Genomic DNA, 15,590 nt, shown 5'->3' on the forward strand with positions numbered 1-15,590 from the left:
CCATCTGCGACTTGGAATAATACTTCTTTTCCATCGACACCATCTGTTCCATTTGTTCCATTGGCTCCAGTGATCGTGGCGAGATCAATTAAATTATTCCATGTTAGGTCTCCGGCATATTGCCATTGGATAAACCCTTCACTCACTTGGAAGGTTACTTGTTTGCCGTTAATACCATCCACGCCATCTTGTCCAGCAGGTCCCACTAAACTTGTAAGCTCTACTAAATTTGTCCAGGATGAATCTCCAGTGTATTGCCATTGGATATAACCACCCGATACTTGGAATAAAACTTCTCGTCCCGGATTTCCTTGAGGACCTCTAACCGTCTCTAACCATTCTTCATACGTACCACTAAAACTACCCGATGTAGTCGATAATGTATAGAGTGTCATGAGTTGAGTCTTCAAAGAATCGTATTGTAAATTCAAGTTAATCGTAGTCGATTTCCCCTGATAGGTGATTGTTATTTGATGTTCTCCGACATTTGAAAGTAATGATAGATGCTCTTCCGTTAACATGGATTCTGTGATAGGTATAATTTGAAATTTTCCATCAGAAAAAGTAACTCTTATACTGATAGTTGATAAGTCAAAATCATCAACATTATAATTAGGTTTTAATGTTGAAATTTCAACTTGAATTGATTCGACAGTAACTTCTTCTGTAATGTTTTGACATGCTGCAAGGGTAAAAATTGAAAATAATAACAACAATAAAGCCCCTATTTTTCTAATATTTATATTCATAAACCCCTCCCGGATATACTTATATTAATTATATCACAGATAAACAGTTATTGAAGGGGCTTTCTTGTCTGAAAAATTAGGACTTGAATATACTTGTTAACTTTTGATTTCTTCCCCATTATTAAACTTAAACGTGGTACTTTTATCTTCTGACTTACTCAGATTTGCGACAAATGTTTTCATATTAAGCTCTTGTACCTTTTTATTGGTTCTAGTATCTATGAGTTCAGAATTTAGTCATCGATGAACTTGATTCAGAGATTTTAAGTACATTCATCTATAAAATGATATCAGTCAGTCCAAATGAGATCGTATACTGTATTGCTGGAACCAAGAATTATTCAGACAATGAGTTCAAAGAACGACGTTTTGAGTTCTTAAAAACTGAACCAATCATTGTGGAAACATATCACACACCTGACGGCTTAGCTAAGATGTTATATCGGGTTGTAGTGATATAATTTTTTACGAAATAGATGTTCTCACACTCAAGAAAATATATGCTTAAAGCATAGTTTGATGTTTCCACATTGATTTCGATATGTTTCCACATTGGGCAAAAAGTAAAAAAGAAGCATTTAACCCAGTTTTAAAGGGGTAAATGCTTCTTGTTCTATTGTATGAATGGCTTTGTTAAGCGGTTTTTAGAGAAAGCAATACGATGTTTTCAACGTGTGGTGTGTAACTAAACATATCAAATGGTAATATTTTAGTTAGATTATAAAAGTTTCTTAATTGCTTATAATCTCTTTCTTGAGTATCTGGATTGCATGATACATACACAATTTTTTTAGGTTTTAGTTTTAATACAGTTTGGATAAATTTAAGACTTGCACCATCTCTTGCTGGGTCCATAATTAATGTATCTACCTTGTCAGTAAAATTTTCTATGGTTTGCTCCACATCACCTAAAATAAATTCTGCGTTAGTAATTTGATTCAAACGCTTATTATCGATAGCATCTTTATGAGATGCTGGATTAATTTCTAATCCGTACACTTTTTTAGCGTACTTAGATGCTAGCAATGTGATTGTCCCAATTCCTGAATAAGCATCAATGACTATATCCGTTTTTTCAATATTCGCAAACTCAAATACTTTATCATATAAATTAAACATTTGCATCGGGTTAATTTGATAGAATGCATTTGCAGATATCTTAAAATTTATATCAGCGATACTATCGATGATAAAGCCCTTACCATACAAAATACGTTGTTCTTCTAGTAAAACAAACTTAGTATCTTTTTTATGAATATTTTGAATAATAGTTTTTACATTTGGGTGTAGTGCAATGAGCTCATTTACAATCTTTTTATGATTTGGAAAATTATTTAACTGGGTAGAAAAGATAACCATTAAATCACCCGTTTTAAATGATTTTCTAATCATAACATGCTTAATAATACCTTGTCTATAATTTTTAGCATAAGCTTTATGCTTATATTTAATTAATAACTTTTCAATGGTTTCAAACACTAAATCAATGTCTTTATCATGTAAAAAATGACCTAGTTTAGGTTTAATTTTTGTAGTGCCTTCAATAAATAAACCTAACCGTATTTGTTGGTTATTATTGACATTGACATTGGTTGCAGATAATACCGCTTTATGTCTATAACCTCTAGGTACTGGATTTGGTACTATTGGTAAAACCTCTTTATTAAAAAGAGACTTAATGTATTTTTCTTTTTGTTTTAATTGGTCTTTATAAGGCATTTGTTCAAAAGATGAAGTATCTAGTGTTTCAAATGCTATATCATCATTATAGTCTTTACTCATTTTATGTCCTTTTTCAATTCTTTAGTTAGCTTAATAAAGGCTATTTTATCATTGTCATATGTTAAGTATTGTAATACTTGTTCATAGTTGTACCAACCAGCATGTAAAACTTCAGAGACTTGTTGAGTAATCTTTTGGTTTAGTGCTTCACCTAAAAAATAATAAACATCTTTATAAATACCATTTGGCATCAAGTATGTAATAGTTTCCATTTTATTTGAAGCAACTTCGTAAAGAATACCAGTTTCTTCACTCACTTCTCTTATTGCTGTATCCATAATGGATTCATTTTTTTCTACATGACCTTTAGGAAATGAAAAATGATTTCCATTTTTATTTTGAATCATTAAAAATAGATATTGATCGTCTACTTTTGTATATACGACTGCACCTGCAGATACTTCTTTAACCATGATTTATCCTTTCATCTACATAAGTAGTAATCTTTAGTACTACTTTAGATGTAAAATGTTTTAATTCGATATTTTTAATACCTTGTTTCGTATGTAATGTAAGTAACTTTTGTTGTTCATCGTAACTATATTTTATGATATCAACAAAACGAGTACTATCCTTTTCAAATTGTAGAAATAGCATTTTAAGATAGCTTGTATCTTTATCCTTTAAACCAAATGAGATACTATCTTTGGTTAGAATCACATTATCTTTTCTAATAATTCTACTGCCTAAGCTAAATACTAAAATGATTAGTAAGATGAATATTGTTGTGATAGTGAGCAAAGGATCATTATCATACATGACACTTAATACTATACATACGATAGATAGTAAATTAAACGGTGTTAAAATACCTATAAATTTCCACAAACGCTTATTGGGCATGTAAATAATCATTTAAATACTTCCTTTATTAATCTATTACTATTATAAACGAAAAAGAGCCTTTTTGGCCCTTTAATAAGTTTATTTCGTTAACCATTTCTTTAAATCTTCTAAAATTTCTTGATTTATTTGGTGACCACCTTGATGTTTATTCACATAGACATTGGCATGTGCAGCTTTTAGTGCATCAACGAGCCTATCATTTTCCTTATTTTTAACATAAGGATCATTATCTGATGTTGCAATAAATATATCCACACCCGTTAAATCTTTAAAAGGTTTATTTGGTTGTAAAAAGACTGGGCTTAATAGTACAACTTTCTTTAAAATAGGTCCATATAGTTGAAGGAGAGATTCTAAAATATTTGCACCATTAGAAAATCCCAACCCAACCATTTGACTTTGATCAAGTCCATAGTTTGTTATGCTTAAACTGATAAACTCATTTAGATTCGTTGTCTCATCTTCTAAGTTTTTGATATCATAGTTACCTATACCATGCCTTTTAAAGAATCTGTTCATACCTTGTTCATTCACATTGCCTCTAGGTGATAATATATTAAAGGTAGGGTTTAAGTAATTTACTAGGGGCACCAAATCATTTTCATCACCACCCGTACCATGTAGTGCTAAAAATGTAGATTCGCTTTTCTTATTTAAAAAGATGTGTTTCATTTAATCAATTCCTCCATATCTATGGCATGATAGCCTAGTTTTTTTAAAGCTTGATGAAGTAACTCTTGTTCTTCTTTAGAAAGAATTGAAAACACTTGATTCATGACCTTATAGTGTTTAGGTAAGATCTCATCAGCATACTTTTTACCCTCTATGCTAAGTTCAACATAAAATGTTCGCTTATCATCGGGATCTTGAGTACGTGTAATATAACCCTTTTCTTCTAGTTTATCGAGTACATAAGTCATTGAAGAATTAGGTATTAAAACCATTTGACACATCGTATTTACAGAGACTTTACCCTTTTGATATAGCGCTTCTAATGCTGCAAATTCATTTACAGTTAAGTTATAGTTTTTAACATCTTTTTTTACAATTTGTTCAACCGACTGAACTGCTCTAAATAAAATGCGCATTGTCTTTAAATTATCCGTTTCTATCATGACCTTCTCCTATAAATATTCTTTATTAAATACTTTCGTACTGCGTACAGTATCAAAATGTTTAACAACACTTTCAACATATGATCTTTTATTAATAAATGCCGGTGGTAAAGCTAACTTTTCACCTAATATCTCATATGTTTCTTCGTGGTCGATGAAGCCTGGTTCATCCGTTGCTAGTTCAAATAAAATACCTGGATATAATCTTGTATATACAGATTCAAAGTAATAACGATCAACATAACCAGAGTGTGGTGCACCTAACTTTGTTAAATGATTTGCCCATGCATCAAGTGACTTTCTTGTATCTACTCTAAACGCTACGTGATGTACACCACCATAGCCTTGAGTACCTGGGGGTAAAAGTAGACTTTCTTCAACAATGACTGATGCACCATTTCCACCTTCACCCATTTCAAATAAGTGAAGCGACCCTTCAACTTTTACTTCTTTAATGTTAAATACGCCTTCCAATATGTTTTTCATAGACTCTAAGCGGTTTACCGTAAAATACACTGGTCCTAATCCATAAATACCAAATTCATTCGGTACTGGTCCTTTTAACCAAGGTGTACCAGGCTTAACACCTGGAATCCCTTCATCTGAAAATAGTGCATAAGGTTGTCCATCGAAGTCATTAAAGTAAATTGTTTTTCTTCCAAATACTATACGGATATCTGTATGTTTTACTTCATATTTATCAAATCGTTTGATCCAATAATTTAATGCTTCATCACTAGGTACTCTAAAGCCACTTCTTGATATTTCATTCACACCATGTCTCGCTTGAGGAATCCCCTTAAAATCAAAGAAAGTAATATCTGTACCAGGACTTCCTTTATCATCTGCAAAGAATAAGTGATAGGTGTTAATATCATCTTGATTCACAGTTTTCTTTACTAATCTTAAACCTAATACATTTGTGTAAAAATCATAAATTTTGGGAGCACTACTAGTAATTGCAGTAATATGGTGAATACCTAATAAATTTGTCATTGTACGTTACCTTTTTTCCTTTTGAGTTCTTGGAAGTTCCCATCTTCGTCTTCTATCTTAATGTTTTGTAGATTATTTTGAATTGCGCCTCGAATACTTTTTACATATCTATGTCTAAGCTCTTGTCGTTCTTCAATTTCTTTATCTGTTAAAGTTCTTACTTTAGCTTCTTTTGCATAATAGTTAATTTTATTTAATAAATCTTGATGTGCCTTCCAGCGTTCGTATTCATCCTTGTTTTGATAAGGATACTCATAAAGACTATCAATGTTTTTAACAAACAGTGGCATGAGTTTAGCTTCAACTTCATCCTTCAAGTGCATATAATGTGGTGGCATATAAAGATCTGGTGCTTCTTTATAATCGCTATCTGTTTCAAAACCTGGGGTTAATGTTGCTAGTTCAATAATCACACCACCTGGTTCTCTATAATATAGGGATTTAAAAAATTTCCTATCCTTGATGCCATTAATTGTAAATCCTTTAGCTTCTAATTTGGTTTTCCAAGTTTCAATTTCAGATGATTCGACACCAAAAGCAATATGGTGAACCGAACCAGCGCCCATACTTGAACGACCAGTTTTATGTTTATATACATCTACATATCTACCAAGTATGCGACCTGTATCTAGTCTGATGTAATCATTATCTTCTTTGACAACAGTTAATCCTAAATCATTTGTTAAATGTTCTACCGTGCCCTTATAATTTGACGAATATATAAGTGCCCCATAAAAACCTTTAATTGCTACATCTTTTGTAACACCATGAAACTCAAATAAGTTTTGATTACCTTCACTTGCTTCAATCAATTCACTTTTAATACCATGAGAATCAGTAAATCTTAGAAACTTATTTCCTAATCTTTCATGTGCTTCAAATGCTACGTTAAATTGAGTAAGTCTATTTTTCCAAAAATCTAATGAGCCTACAGGTACCATGTAACTTGTTACACCAACCTGCCCATCTCCGACCATACCTTCTTTATAATGATTCGGCCATGGGAAGAATGTGATTGCTGTACCTAAATCTGCATTGTGGTTTCCATAATATAGATGATACACATTGTGATCATCAAAGTTTAATGTTCTCTTAATTAATTTTAATCCTAATACACCTGCATAGAAATCAACATTTTCTTGTGCGTGCCATACGATTGTTGAAATATGATGTATTCCTTGTATTTTCATATATATTACCTCATTTCATGGTTACATTATATTTCGAATTCGAAATAATTTCCATCAATATGCTTTTTTAGGTAAATTGTGGTATAATATATAAGGATTTAACACAAATTCACGACTACACATCAGGAAAAAGATAACTATGTCAAAACTTATTACACTAGGTTCAAACTTAAATTTCTCTAGTATTTCTGCAACAAAGTTTATTAAAGCACTTAATTTAGATGTTGATGTAAGTTATGAACATAGCATTGATAGCGCCTTTAAAGCCCTTGAAGGTGCCGACTACTTAGTGTTACCTATAGAAAATGCAATCGATGGTTATATCCAAAGAACACTTGATCTAATCTATAAGTATGACTACTTCATTACACATGTCAATGAACTACCCGTAGACTTTAGTTTAGTTACAAATGAGGTGTCCTTAGATTTAGTTGATACCATCTATGTACAGTTTAAAGCAAAAAACCAATGTCTAAACTTTCTAGAATCCTTACCTAATGTAAAGTATATTATTACAGATTCTAATTCAGAGAGTTTAGATAAACTATTAAACCATGAATTAAACAGTGCAGCAATTATACCAAAACACTTAATTGATAGGCACTTCTTACTTACCATTCATAATATTCATGATGATGAGCTTAATCATACGAGATTTGCCTTTATTGAAAAACGAAAAATCATGCCTAAGCATAAAATAGAACTTAAGGCACTATTATCTATCCAACCTAAAATAGATAAGGTTGGATTACTCTACAACTTATTACAACATTTTAAAAACTTAAATATAAATTTGAGTTCAATTATTTCAAGACCAAAAACTGATAAAACGAGTCCCTATCATTTCTTTTTAGAAATTGATACACAACTTGATCAATTATCTGAGTTAACCACGAAACTAACATCCGATAATCAGTTAAATATTAAAATATTAGGAGTGTACTAAATGGAAATCAATCTTACAAGTTATATGACGGTTGAAACATATGAAAACCAAGAAATCAATGATGAGGTACTACGTTATCGTGTCTATATACCTAAAGTAAAACGTAGAAAATATAAAGTTTTCATTTACCTACACGGTAGCGGTGAAAGAGGAAATGATAATTTACTTCAAATTCAACACCACGCACAACTATTAAACTATATTATAGACCATCCAATATATGGTAAAGAAACGATCATTATTGCGCCTCAAGTACCTGAAGATCAGGCTTGGGTACCAGTTGATGATGTGAAACAAGGTACTTACGTCTATGATACAAACCCTGTATCTCCAGTTCAAGCATTATTTAATGACTTTTTAGATAAAGAATTAGAACGTCGTTATAAAGTTGATAGCCAGTATGTTTACATCTCTGGTATTTCTATGGGTGGGGCTGGGGCGATCGACTTCGTTACTAGATTCCCTGGTAAATTTGCTGCCTGTTTATCTATTTGTGGCACCATGGACTTATCTCAAGTAAAACGCTTAAAACGTACCCCATTATGGTTATTCCACTCCTCAGATGATCCTGTGGTTGATTATACACCATTTAAAACAGGTTACCAAGAACTTACCAATATTGGTGCAGATGTCATGTATACAGAGTTTAATGATACAGGACACGGTGTATGGAGAAAAGCTTATGAAGAACCTGGTCTAATTGACTGGATTTTCTCTAAAAAGAAAACAATGCCTAGATTTTAAACATAAAAGCCTTAAAGATTATACGACATGTAATCTTTAAGGCTTTTTTATTTAGTCTACATAAAGTCCCAAGGACTTATATCTTTTGTTTCATCTAAATCATCTGCTTCACTTAATTGATCAAATAAGTTAAATGACGCTTCATCATGTGTCAGTCTTTCTTTAAGCATTGTATGTCTTTTTTCAACCAGCTGATTTGATGCATATTGAAGTAATCTTAAATCTCCTAATATAAGAAGGTGTGATTTTGCACGTGTAATCGCTGTATATATGAGTTCTTTTTTCAACATATGTAAATAGCTTTTAATAATCGGTAAGAATACAACTTGATATTCTGAACCTTGTGACTTGTGAATTGATATGACATAAGCCAAATTTAAGGTATCTAGTTCATTTTGATCATAATTCACTAATAATCCATCAAAGTCTACTTGTAAAATCTTTTGATTTTTATCGTTTTTTAGTATCTTCTTAACTACACCAATGTCACCATTCATAATCTCTTTATCTTTATCATTTTGAAGTTGAATGACTTTATCACCTATATAGTAGGTCTTATCTCCAAACTTCATAAATGGTGGTTGATTATAGTTTGGGTTAAACTTAGCTTGTATTTCTAAGTTCATGGTATCAATACCTAAATCACCTTTATATTGAGGTATTAAAACTTGTATATCATTAATTAAATCATAGCCCTTTTTCATCGCGCCACCAATTTGATTAATGATAACTCTTTTAATGTCTTCTCCAGTGCCACTATAAAAGGTCACGTCATTATGGCTTATTAAATCTTCTTGACTTAAATTTTGATTGTTAATAGAGGATGCTAGTTTTACTATATGAGAATCTTTAGCTTGTCTATGTATCTCATTCAGCCTTATCACTGGTACAACATTAGAGCTAATTAAATCACCTAAAACATAACCTGGACCAACACTTGGTAGTTGATCTTCGTCACCTACAATAACCACTCTAGTACCATCTATAATACTATTTAATAGTCTTTTCATTAAGTAGATATCTATCATCGATGCTTCATCGATGATAATAAGATTTTGAACCAGTGGTTGAACTTTAGTGGACTTAAATGATTGATCAAAATCAAATCCTAAATGTGAGTGAATTGTGCGTGCAGGAAAATCAAGTAATTCTCTCATACGCTTAGATGCGCGTCCTGTTGGTGCCATGAGTGCAATTTCATTTGTTGCATCTTTTGATTTTAAGTTGATTTTAAAGTATTTAGCATATAACTCTAAGAATCCATCAATTAAGGTGGTTTTACCAGTACCTGGTCCACCAGTTATAACTGTTAGTGGGTTTTGCATAGCTGTAATAATGGCTTGTCTTTGTCTTTCTGTATAATCAATAGATTTTTGAATAGAAATTTGAGATAACATTAATTCTAATAGTTCAGTATCTACATGATCTAGTGGATATGTCTTTAATTCTTTAATACGTTTAGCAATATCAATTTCATCTTTATAGATTTGTTTTAAGAAATACTTATCATCTTCTAATACTAATTTATTTTCTTTAATGAGTTCATCAATCGCTGGTTTAAAATCAGCATCCACATCAATGACTCTAGATACTCTACTCATAAGTTCTTCTTCAAATAAGTATAGGTTACCCTCATTATTGGATGTTGTTATAAGTGCATATACTAAAGCAGCTTTTAAAGTTCTAATATCCGTTTTTAAAATACCGAATTTTTCTGCGATATCTCTAGATTTTATAAACCCAAATCCATCAATTTCATACATAAGTCTGTAAGGATCTTCTTCTAATTTTTCCAAGGTTTGACTACCATAATTGCTAAATAATTTAGCAGATATACGCGTAGTTAGACCTAAATCTAAAAGTTTAACAAAAATTCTCTGTTCAGATTGGTGACTAATTAATTCTTTTTTAAGCCTGTTTCTTTTAATTGGATTTAAGATTGGACTTAATACATTTTCATCAGTAATAATTTTATCTATGGCATCTGTACCTAATAGGCTGACTATCTTTTCAGCTGTAACCGGTCCAATGCCAGAAAAATTATCGCTAGATAAGTACCTTACTAAACCTGATTCTGAAGTGTTGTCTAGTCTTTCGTAACTTTTAACTGTGAGTTGACGCCCAAATTTTGGGTGTATAGTTTCTTCTCCAGTAAACTCGTATTCTAATTCTTCACTTAATAAAGGAAAATAACCAACAATAGAGATTAACTCTTTATCATTGGTTTCAAGTTTAGCAATTGTATAGCCATTAGATTCATTTTTAAATACATAGGATTTTATGAATCCTCTTACTTTAATTTCCATTAGCTATATAGTCTTTTTTCCCCTTCATTATACACCACTGAGATAAAGCCTGATCCAATACACACTTCATCTTGATAAATCGCACACACTTGACCTGGTGTTACTGCTCGTATTTTTTGAGGATAAAAAACTTTAAACGTTTCATCATCAATCCATTTAATTTCAACATCTTGGTCTTCTTGACGATATCTAAATTTCGCAGTAAATTTACCATCTCTTTTTGCACCACGCCACTTAACCTCAGTAATTAATGCTTCATCTGAATATAAATATGGGTGTTCAAAACCTGGTTCAACATACAGTGTGTTTGTACTTAAGTCTTTACCTACAACAAACCAAGCATCTGTTGTATCTGTTGTACCACCGATGCCTAAGCCTTTTCTTTGACCGATTGTATAGTTCATTAAACCAAAATGACGCTTAATAAACGTGCCATCTAAACGTCTCATATCGCCTTCTTTTGCAGGAAGGTAGTTTAATAAGAACTCATTAAAATGACGTTCCCCAATAAAACAAATCCCTGTGGAGTCTTTTTTATCAGCTGTTGCTAGATCATGCTCCCTAGCAATTCTTCTAACTTCACTCTTTGGTAAATTACCGATTGGGAATAAGACATTTCTTAATTGTTCTGTTTTAAGTTGACTTAAAAAGTATGTTTGATCTTTATTAGAGTCAACTGCTCTTATCAGTTTTGGTTCATCACCTGAGTGGTCAATTTGTGCATAGTGACCCATTGCAATATAGTCCGGTTTAAACTTTTCACTATAATCGATAAATGCTTTAAATTTAATTTCATTATTACATAATACGTCAGGATTTGGTGTTCTATTTTTTTCATATTCATCAATGAAATATGAAAAAACACGATCCCAGTATTCATGAATAAAATCTACTCTATGTAATTTAATACCTAATTTGTTTGCTACTTTTAATGCATCTTGGTAATCTTTTTCTTGCTCACATGTTTCATCATATAACGTTGGGTTGCCTCTAAAATCCATATTCGTTGCTGAATCCCAATTACGCATGAATACCGCTTCTACATTATAGCCTTGTTGTAACAATATCAAAGCGGCAACTGAAGAGTCAACTCCGCCTGATAGTCCAATTAATACTTTCTTTTTCAAAATAACACTACTTTCTATTTGTATCTGAAGGTAAGCGTAAATCACCTCTAGGTGATAAGCTTATCCTTAACACTTTTGGTCCCTCAGGCATCACTTGTCGTTTAAACTGTGACTGATAAAACCTGTTTAATAATCTTTTTGCATAAAGATTGGATGCCTCCACAGAAAGACCAAATGTGTGTCTAACTAGGAAAGATAATTTCTCTTCACTTGCACCATTTTCTAATAAATGATGCAGCATAAAATCATTAATTTCATATGTACCAATGACATCCTCAGTTTTTTGATTTTCCTTTAATTCTGGGCTGATTGGTCGATTTAAAATACTTTCTAATATATCTCTAATTTCTTGGTAGTCATGTTCACTGTGCATTTTAACAAGCGCTTGAACAAGTGTTTTAGGAACACCAGCATTGACGTTATACATACTCATATGATCACCATTAAAGGTCATCCAACCAAGTGCGATTTCGCTTAAGTCACCTGTACCTAAAACAAAACCTTGGTGCTTGTTTGCAAGATTCATTAATATGAGTGTACGGATTCTAGCTTGTGCATTTTCATAGGTAATATCTGTATTACCATCATGTTTTAAACTTTCCAGATGAAGTTTTACCTGATCTTCAATTGGAATTTCAAGCGCGGTAATACCTAGTTTTTCCATGAGTAATATGGCATCAGTCTTAGAACCTTTTGAGGTCACTTGACTAGGCATAGTTACACCGATGATATCTTTAACATCACCATTTAGTTTTTTTATTGTTTGATGAGCAACTAATAAGGCTAGTGTACTATCTAAGCCACCTGAGATACCGATAATAATCTTAGGATTTCCTAAATGTTTTACTTTTTGAACTAAACCTTGAACTTGTATTTGATTGGCGATCATTAAACTTTCTTTATCACCTACTTTAGGTAGGAATGGTGTTTTGTTCAATGGTCTTTCAAACATATAGTCATTTTCTGAAAAAAAATCTACATGCACTTTAGTTGTTGATTGTGTATATCCATTTTGTTCATCTTTAAAGGTAGAGTCAATTCTTCTTTGATAGCGAATAGCTTCTATGTCCATGTCTACTCTTAAAACTTCTTTAGGGTCTAATAAATTAGATTCTATGATTAAACTACCTAAACTAGCGGCAATCTTGTGTGGTGTAAATACCACATCCACTGTAGATTCTGAGGATGCAGAGGCAGTGTATAAATAACCACTTAATTGTCTTCTTGAAGCATCTAATACTGTGTGTTTTCTAATAGACTGTTTACCCATGGTTTCAGGTGATGCAGATAAGTTTAAAATCAGATGTGCACCACTTAGACTTAAATGATTTCCTGGTGTCTCAATCGCCCACATATCTTGGCATATTTCAACACCAAATCCAATATCAAGCAAATCATCTCTAAAGACCATATCGCCAAATGGGACAGTTTGTCCAAGTACTTCTACCGTATCAAGTTCATAATTAAACCCTGATTGGAACCAGCGTTTTTCATTAAACTCTTTTGAATTTGGTAGGTGATACTTAGGTATAACACCAAGTATCTTCTTATTTTGAATAACTACTGCGACATTAAACAGTGCATCCACCACTTTTAAAGGCATACCTAATATGTACACACCTTTATATGTTGTTTCATTCATAATTTTACGCAATGCTTCATTTGTTTTGTTTATGTAGTCTATTTGAAAAAATAAATCTCCTGATGTGTAACCAGTTAATGATAATTCAGGAAATAAAACTAACCCAGAGGATTCATGATTAAGTATATTTAAAATAGGTTCTACATTGAGTAATGGGTTACCTAATTTGATTTCTGGACTTGCAAGTGCAACTTTTAATATACCATGTTGTGTCATACTTTCACCTCTTCATAGAGTTTATTTTCTAAAATATATGTTTTTACATTTGATTTTAATTTGTCTAAATTTTGATTTAGGTTTTGTCTAATTTCAGAGCTACTTATATCACTTTGAAACATCATCTTTTTATACTTTAATCCAAGTTTACTAATTAAATTATCGTCAAAAGAATAGTTATTTCTAGTTATTAATATAAATTTATAGTTTTGAATCAAGCGTTTATAGTCTTTCCATTGATCTAATGTCTTTATATGGTCGGCACCTACTACAAAATATAAATCATCATATTGTTTATTAAGTTCATTCAAGGTATGATAAGAACCTAAAAATTCTTTAGTGTCTTCTAGCCTACTGATTTCGACATAATCTAGATTTTGGGTCATAAGTTCAAGCATCTTGAAACGATGTTCAAAGTCTATTAGATCTGTCTTCCAACTAAAATAATTGCCTGTTGGGACAATTAAAATTTTTCTAGGTTTGAATTCTTCATATAATTTATGTATAATTGCTTCATGAGCAATGGTTGGTGGGTTAAAGCTTCCCCCATAGACAAGTACCATATATAAATCCTTTCGTTTCTACTATGTATTATAACATCAACAGCACTATCTAGAGTGCTATTTGGTTATGGATTTAGTTTTTTGTTCACATAATGTGTGATTATTTATATAAATAATGGTATAATTTTTATAATTAAGAAAGATGGTTCACAATGGCGGATAATAACAAAAAAGTAGATCACGATTTTCAATTACTTAAAAACGTAAAAAAGGTAAAATTAGCTAAAGATTATAATTTCTTTAATCATAATCCTTTTTTTAAGTTTTTATCGTTTTTTACCGTATTCTTGATTAAAATACTTGTCTTTTATGTGTTTGGAGTTATTTTTAGAGGTCTTAGAATTAAGGGTAAAAAGAACTTAAAATATCTTAAAAAGGAAAGATTCATTCTCGTATCAAATCATGTACATGTACTTGATGCCATATGGATTGGTTCATTAATATTTCCTAGAAAGATTTATGTAACGATGCTTCAATCTAATTTAGGACTTCCTTTTGTAGGTAAAATATTACGTGTTGCAGGTGGTATTCCAATACCTGAAACTAAGGAACTTATGGTACACTTCTTAGATGAATTAAAAACTGAACTGTCTAAAAAAACACCAGTACTTGTTATGCCAGAGGCTTCTATTAAGCCATATCATGTGGGTATTAGAAAATTCTTAAGTGGTGCATTTAGATTTGCAGCAGATGCTGATGCAAAAATATTACCTTTTGTTTATGTCTATAAAAATCCTAATTTTATTCAAAGACTTTATATGAAAAAGCCTAGAATCCATCTACATATATTAGAACCTATTGAAGTTATTCATGGTGAAACCAAACAACAAACACTTACACTGACAAAAAATAAAGTCCATCAGATTATGAGTGATTACTTTAACAAGCATTCAGATTTAAAGGAGGAAAACTATAATGAAACCGCAGAAATTGATTGAATCCAATAAACGTTTTACGAAGGCTAGAAGAGCTTTACTTGAAGTCTTAAAAGATCGTCACTTAACATTTAAAGAAATTTATGAAGAATTATCAAAAAAAGGATACACCAACATTTCAACACTTTACAACAACTTACAGTTTTTCTTAGATAATAACTTAATTATCGAAATCAACTTAGATGGTGTGAAGTACTATGACCTAGGTCTTGACAATCCATTCCATGATCATGACTCACATTTACATATGGTCATTAAAGATGAAGATCATTATAATCCTACGATTAAAGAAATTGATTACCCAGAAATCTATGATGCAATTAAATCTCACCCAGTATTTAAACACTATGATATTGAATACATTCGAATCTTAGTTTCTGCAAGTCCATCTAAGCATAAACATAAATAAAACCTCGATTTTTCGAGGTTTTTA

At 31.5% G+C, this 15,590-nt stretch carries 17 protein-coding genes; 5 read left to right on the forward strand and 12 right to left on the reverse strand.

Annotated features, from left to right (window positions below):
* Positions 1-749, reverse strand: a 749-nt coding sequence (locus IY230_RS01830; RefSeq protein WP_196369639.1) for a bacterial Ig-like domain-containing protein, incomplete at its 3' end; no start/stop codon positions are given.
* Between the two features lie 284 nt (positions 750-1,033).
* Between IY230_RS01830 and IY230_RS01835 the strand changes: the two genes are divergently transcribed.
* The gene (locus tag IY230_RS01835) at positions 1,034-1,210 is read left to right on the forward strand and encodes a hypothetical protein (RefSeq protein WP_196369640.1); all 177 of its coding nucleotides are present in this window, start codon (positions 1,034-1,036) and stop codon (positions 1,208-1,210) included.
* Positions 1,211-1,382: 172 nt separating this feature from the next.
* Here the strand turns inward: IY230_RS01835 and rlmD are convergent, their stop codons facing one another.
* From rlmD to IY230_RS01870, 7 genes are all read right to left on the reverse strand, one after another.
* The gene (gene rlmD / locus IY230_RS01840; RefSeq protein ID WP_196369641.1) at positions 1,383-2,531 is read right to left on the reverse strand and encodes a 23S rRNA (uracil(1939)-C(5))-methyltransferase RlmD; all 1,149 of its coding nucleotides are present in this window, start codon (positions 2,529-2,531) and stop codon (positions 1,383-1,385) included.
* Positions 2,528-2,944 (reverse strand): bis(5'-nucleosyl)-tetraphosphatase, encoded by a 417-nt coding sequence (locus IY230_RS01845; protein WP_196369642.1) that lies wholly within the window; start codon positions 2,942-2,944, stop codon positions 2,528-2,530. Before IY230_RS01845 ends, rlmD begins: the two co-directional genes overlap by 4 nt.
* Positions 2,937-3,386: a hypothetical protein gene (locus tag IY230_RS01850; protein ID WP_196369643.1), complete on the reverse strand. Its 450-nt coding sequence runs from the start codon at positions 3,384-3,386 to the stop codon at positions 2,937-2,939. Before IY230_RS01850 ends, IY230_RS01845 begins: the two co-directional genes overlap by 8 nt.
* Before the next feature lie 69 nt (positions 3,387-3,455).
* Complete coding sequence (locus IY230_RS01855; protein WP_196369644.1) at positions 3,456-4,049, reverse strand: alpha/beta hydrolase; 594 nt, start codon at positions 4,047-4,049, stop codon at positions 3,456-3,458.
* Positions 4,046-4,492 (reverse strand): MarR family winged helix-turn-helix transcriptional regulator, encoded by a 447-nt coding sequence (locus IY230_RS01860; protein WP_196369645.1) that lies wholly within the window; start codon positions 4,490-4,492, stop codon positions 4,046-4,048. The genes IY230_RS01855 and IY230_RS01860 overlap by 4 nt, the downstream gene beginning before the upstream one ends.
* Positions 4,493-4,501: 9 nt before the next feature.
* The gene (locus tag IY230_RS01865; protein ID WP_196369646.1) at positions 4,502-5,488 is read right to left on the reverse strand and encodes a ring-cleaving dioxygenase; all 987 of its coding nucleotides are present in this window, start codon (positions 5,486-5,488) and stop codon (positions 4,502-4,504) included.
* Entirely contained in the window at positions 5,485-6,678 is a 1,194-nt protein-coding gene (locus IY230_RS01870; RefSeq protein WP_196369647.1) for a DUF896 domain-containing protein, read from the reverse strand. The genes IY230_RS01865 and IY230_RS01870 overlap by 4 nt, the downstream gene beginning before the upstream one ends.
* A 139-nt stretch (positions 6,679-6,817) precedes the next feature.
* On the opposite strand from IY230_RS01870, the gene IY230_RS01875 reads away from it, so the two are divergent.
* Positions 6,818-7,624, forward strand: coding sequence for a prephenate dehydratase (locus IY230_RS01875; protein WP_196369648.1), 807 nt, complete (start codon positions 6,818-6,820; stop codon positions 7,622-7,624).
* Positions 7,625-8,368, forward strand: a complete 744-nt coding sequence (locus IY230_RS01880) for a carboxylesterase family protein (RefSeq protein WP_196369649.1) — start codon at positions 7,625-7,627, stop codon at positions 8,366-8,368.
* Positions 8,369-8,424: 56 nt separating this feature from the next.
* On the opposite strand, the gene recD2 is transcribed toward IY230_RS01880, so the two are convergent.
* The 4 genes from recD2 to nadD are packed head-to-tail and all read right to left on the reverse strand — an operon-like array spanning position 8,425 to position 14,222.
* Entirely contained in the window at positions 8,425-10,674 is a 2,250-nt protein-coding gene (gene recD2, locus IY230_RS01885) for an SF1B family DNA helicase RecD2 (protein WP_196369650.1), read from the reverse strand.
* Positions 10,674-11,801: a tRNA 2-thiouridine(34) synthase MnmA gene (gene mnmA / locus IY230_RS01890; RefSeq protein ID WP_230852573.1), complete on the reverse strand. Its 1,128-nt coding sequence runs from the start codon at positions 11,799-11,801 to the stop codon at positions 10,674-10,676. Before mnmA ends, recD2 begins: the two co-directional genes overlap by 1 nt.
* 7 nt (positions 11,802-11,808) lie before the next feature.
* Positions 11,809-13,659 carry an NAD(+) synthase gene (locus IY230_RS01895; RefSeq protein ID WP_196369651.1) on the reverse strand — a complete coding sequence of 617 codons (1,851 nt, stop codon included), beginning with the start codon at positions 13,657-13,659 and terminating at the stop codon, positions 11,809-11,811.
* On the reverse strand, positions 13,656-14,222 hold the full coding sequence (nadD, locus tag IY230_RS01900) for a nicotinate (nicotinamide) nucleotide adenylyltransferase (RefSeq protein WP_196369652.1): 567 nt from the start codon (positions 14,220-14,222) through the stop codon (positions 13,656-13,658). Before nadD ends, IY230_RS01895 begins: the two co-directional genes overlap by 4 nt.
* A gap of 152 nt (positions 14,223-14,374) precedes the next feature.
* On the opposite strand from nadD, the gene IY230_RS01905 reads away from it, so the two are divergent.
* Both IY230_RS01905 and IY230_RS01910 read left to right on the forward strand, forming a co-directional pair.
* Positions 14,375-15,160: a lysophospholipid acyltransferase family protein gene (locus tag IY230_RS01905; protein ID WP_196369653.1), complete on the forward strand. Its 786-nt coding sequence runs from the start codon at positions 14,375-14,377 to the stop codon at positions 15,158-15,160.
* Entirely contained in the window at positions 15,138-15,566 is a 429-nt protein-coding gene (locus IY230_RS01910; RefSeq protein WP_196369654.1) for a Fur family transcriptional regulator, read from the forward strand. The genes IY230_RS01905 and IY230_RS01910 overlap by 23 nt, the downstream gene beginning before the upstream one ends.
* The last annotated feature ends 24 nt before the right edge of the window (positions 15,567-15,590 follow it).

Source organism: Acholeplasma laidlawii (assembly GCF_015709225.1).
Lineage (GTDB): Bacteria > Bacillota_I > Bacilli_A > Acholeplasmatales > Acholeplasmataceae > Acholeplasma > Acholeplasma laidlawii_A.

Coding starts and splice junctions, on each gene's coding strand:
- IY230_RS01835 (WP_196369640.1), top strand. CDS start 1,034: ATGATATCAGTCAGTCCAAATGAGATCGTATACTGTATTGCTGGAACC.
- IY230_RS01855 (WP_196369644.1), bottom strand. CDS start 4,049: ATGAAACACATCTTTTTAAATAAGAAAAGCGAATCTACATTTTTAGCA.
- IY230_RS01880 (WP_196369649.1), top strand. CDS start 7,625: ATGGAAATCAATCTTACAAGTTATATGACGGTTGAAACATATGAAAAC.
- IY230_RS01865 (WP_196369646.1), bottom strand. CDS start 5,488: ATGACAAATTTATTAGGTATTCACCATATTACTGCAATTACTAGTAGT.
- IY230_RS01870 (WP_196369647.1), bottom strand. CDS start 6,678: ATGAAAATACAAGGAATACATCATATTTCAACAATCGTATGGCACGCA.
- recD2 (WP_196369650.1), bottom strand. CDS start 10,674: ATGGAAATTAAAGTAAGAGGATTCATAAAATCCTATGTATTTAAAAAT.
- nadD (WP_196369652.1), bottom strand. CDS start 14,222: ATGGTACTTGTCTATGGGGGAAGCTTTAACCCACCAACCATTGCTCAT.
- IY230_RS01850 (WP_196369643.1), bottom strand. CDS start 3,386: ATGATTATTTACATGCCCAATAAGCGTTTGTGGAAATTTATAGGTATT.
- rlmD (WP_196369641.1), bottom strand. CDS start 2,531: ATGAGTAAAGACTATAATGATGATATAGCATTTGAAACACTAGATACT.
- IY230_RS01875 (WP_196369648.1), top strand. CDS start 6,818: ATGTCAAAACTTATTACACTAGGTTCAAACTTAAATTTCTCTAGTATT.
- IY230_RS01895 (WP_196369651.1), bottom strand. CDS start 13,659: ATGACACAACATGGTATATTAAAAGTTGCACTTGCAAGTCCAGAAATC.
- IY230_RS01905 (WP_196369653.1), top strand. CDS start 14,375: ATGGCGGATAATAACAAAAAAGTAGATCACGATTTTCAATTACTTAAA.
- IY230_RS01860 (WP_196369645.1), bottom strand. CDS start 4,492: ATGATAGAAACGGATAATTTAAAGACAATGCGCATTTTATTTAGAGCA.
- IY230_RS01845 (WP_196369642.1), bottom strand. CDS start 2,944: ATGGTTAAAGAAGTATCTGCAGGTGCAGTCGTATATACAAAAGTAGAC.
- IY230_RS01910 (WP_196369654.1), top strand. CDS start 15,138: ATGAAACCGCAGAAATTGATTGAATCCAATAAACGTTTTACGAAGGCT.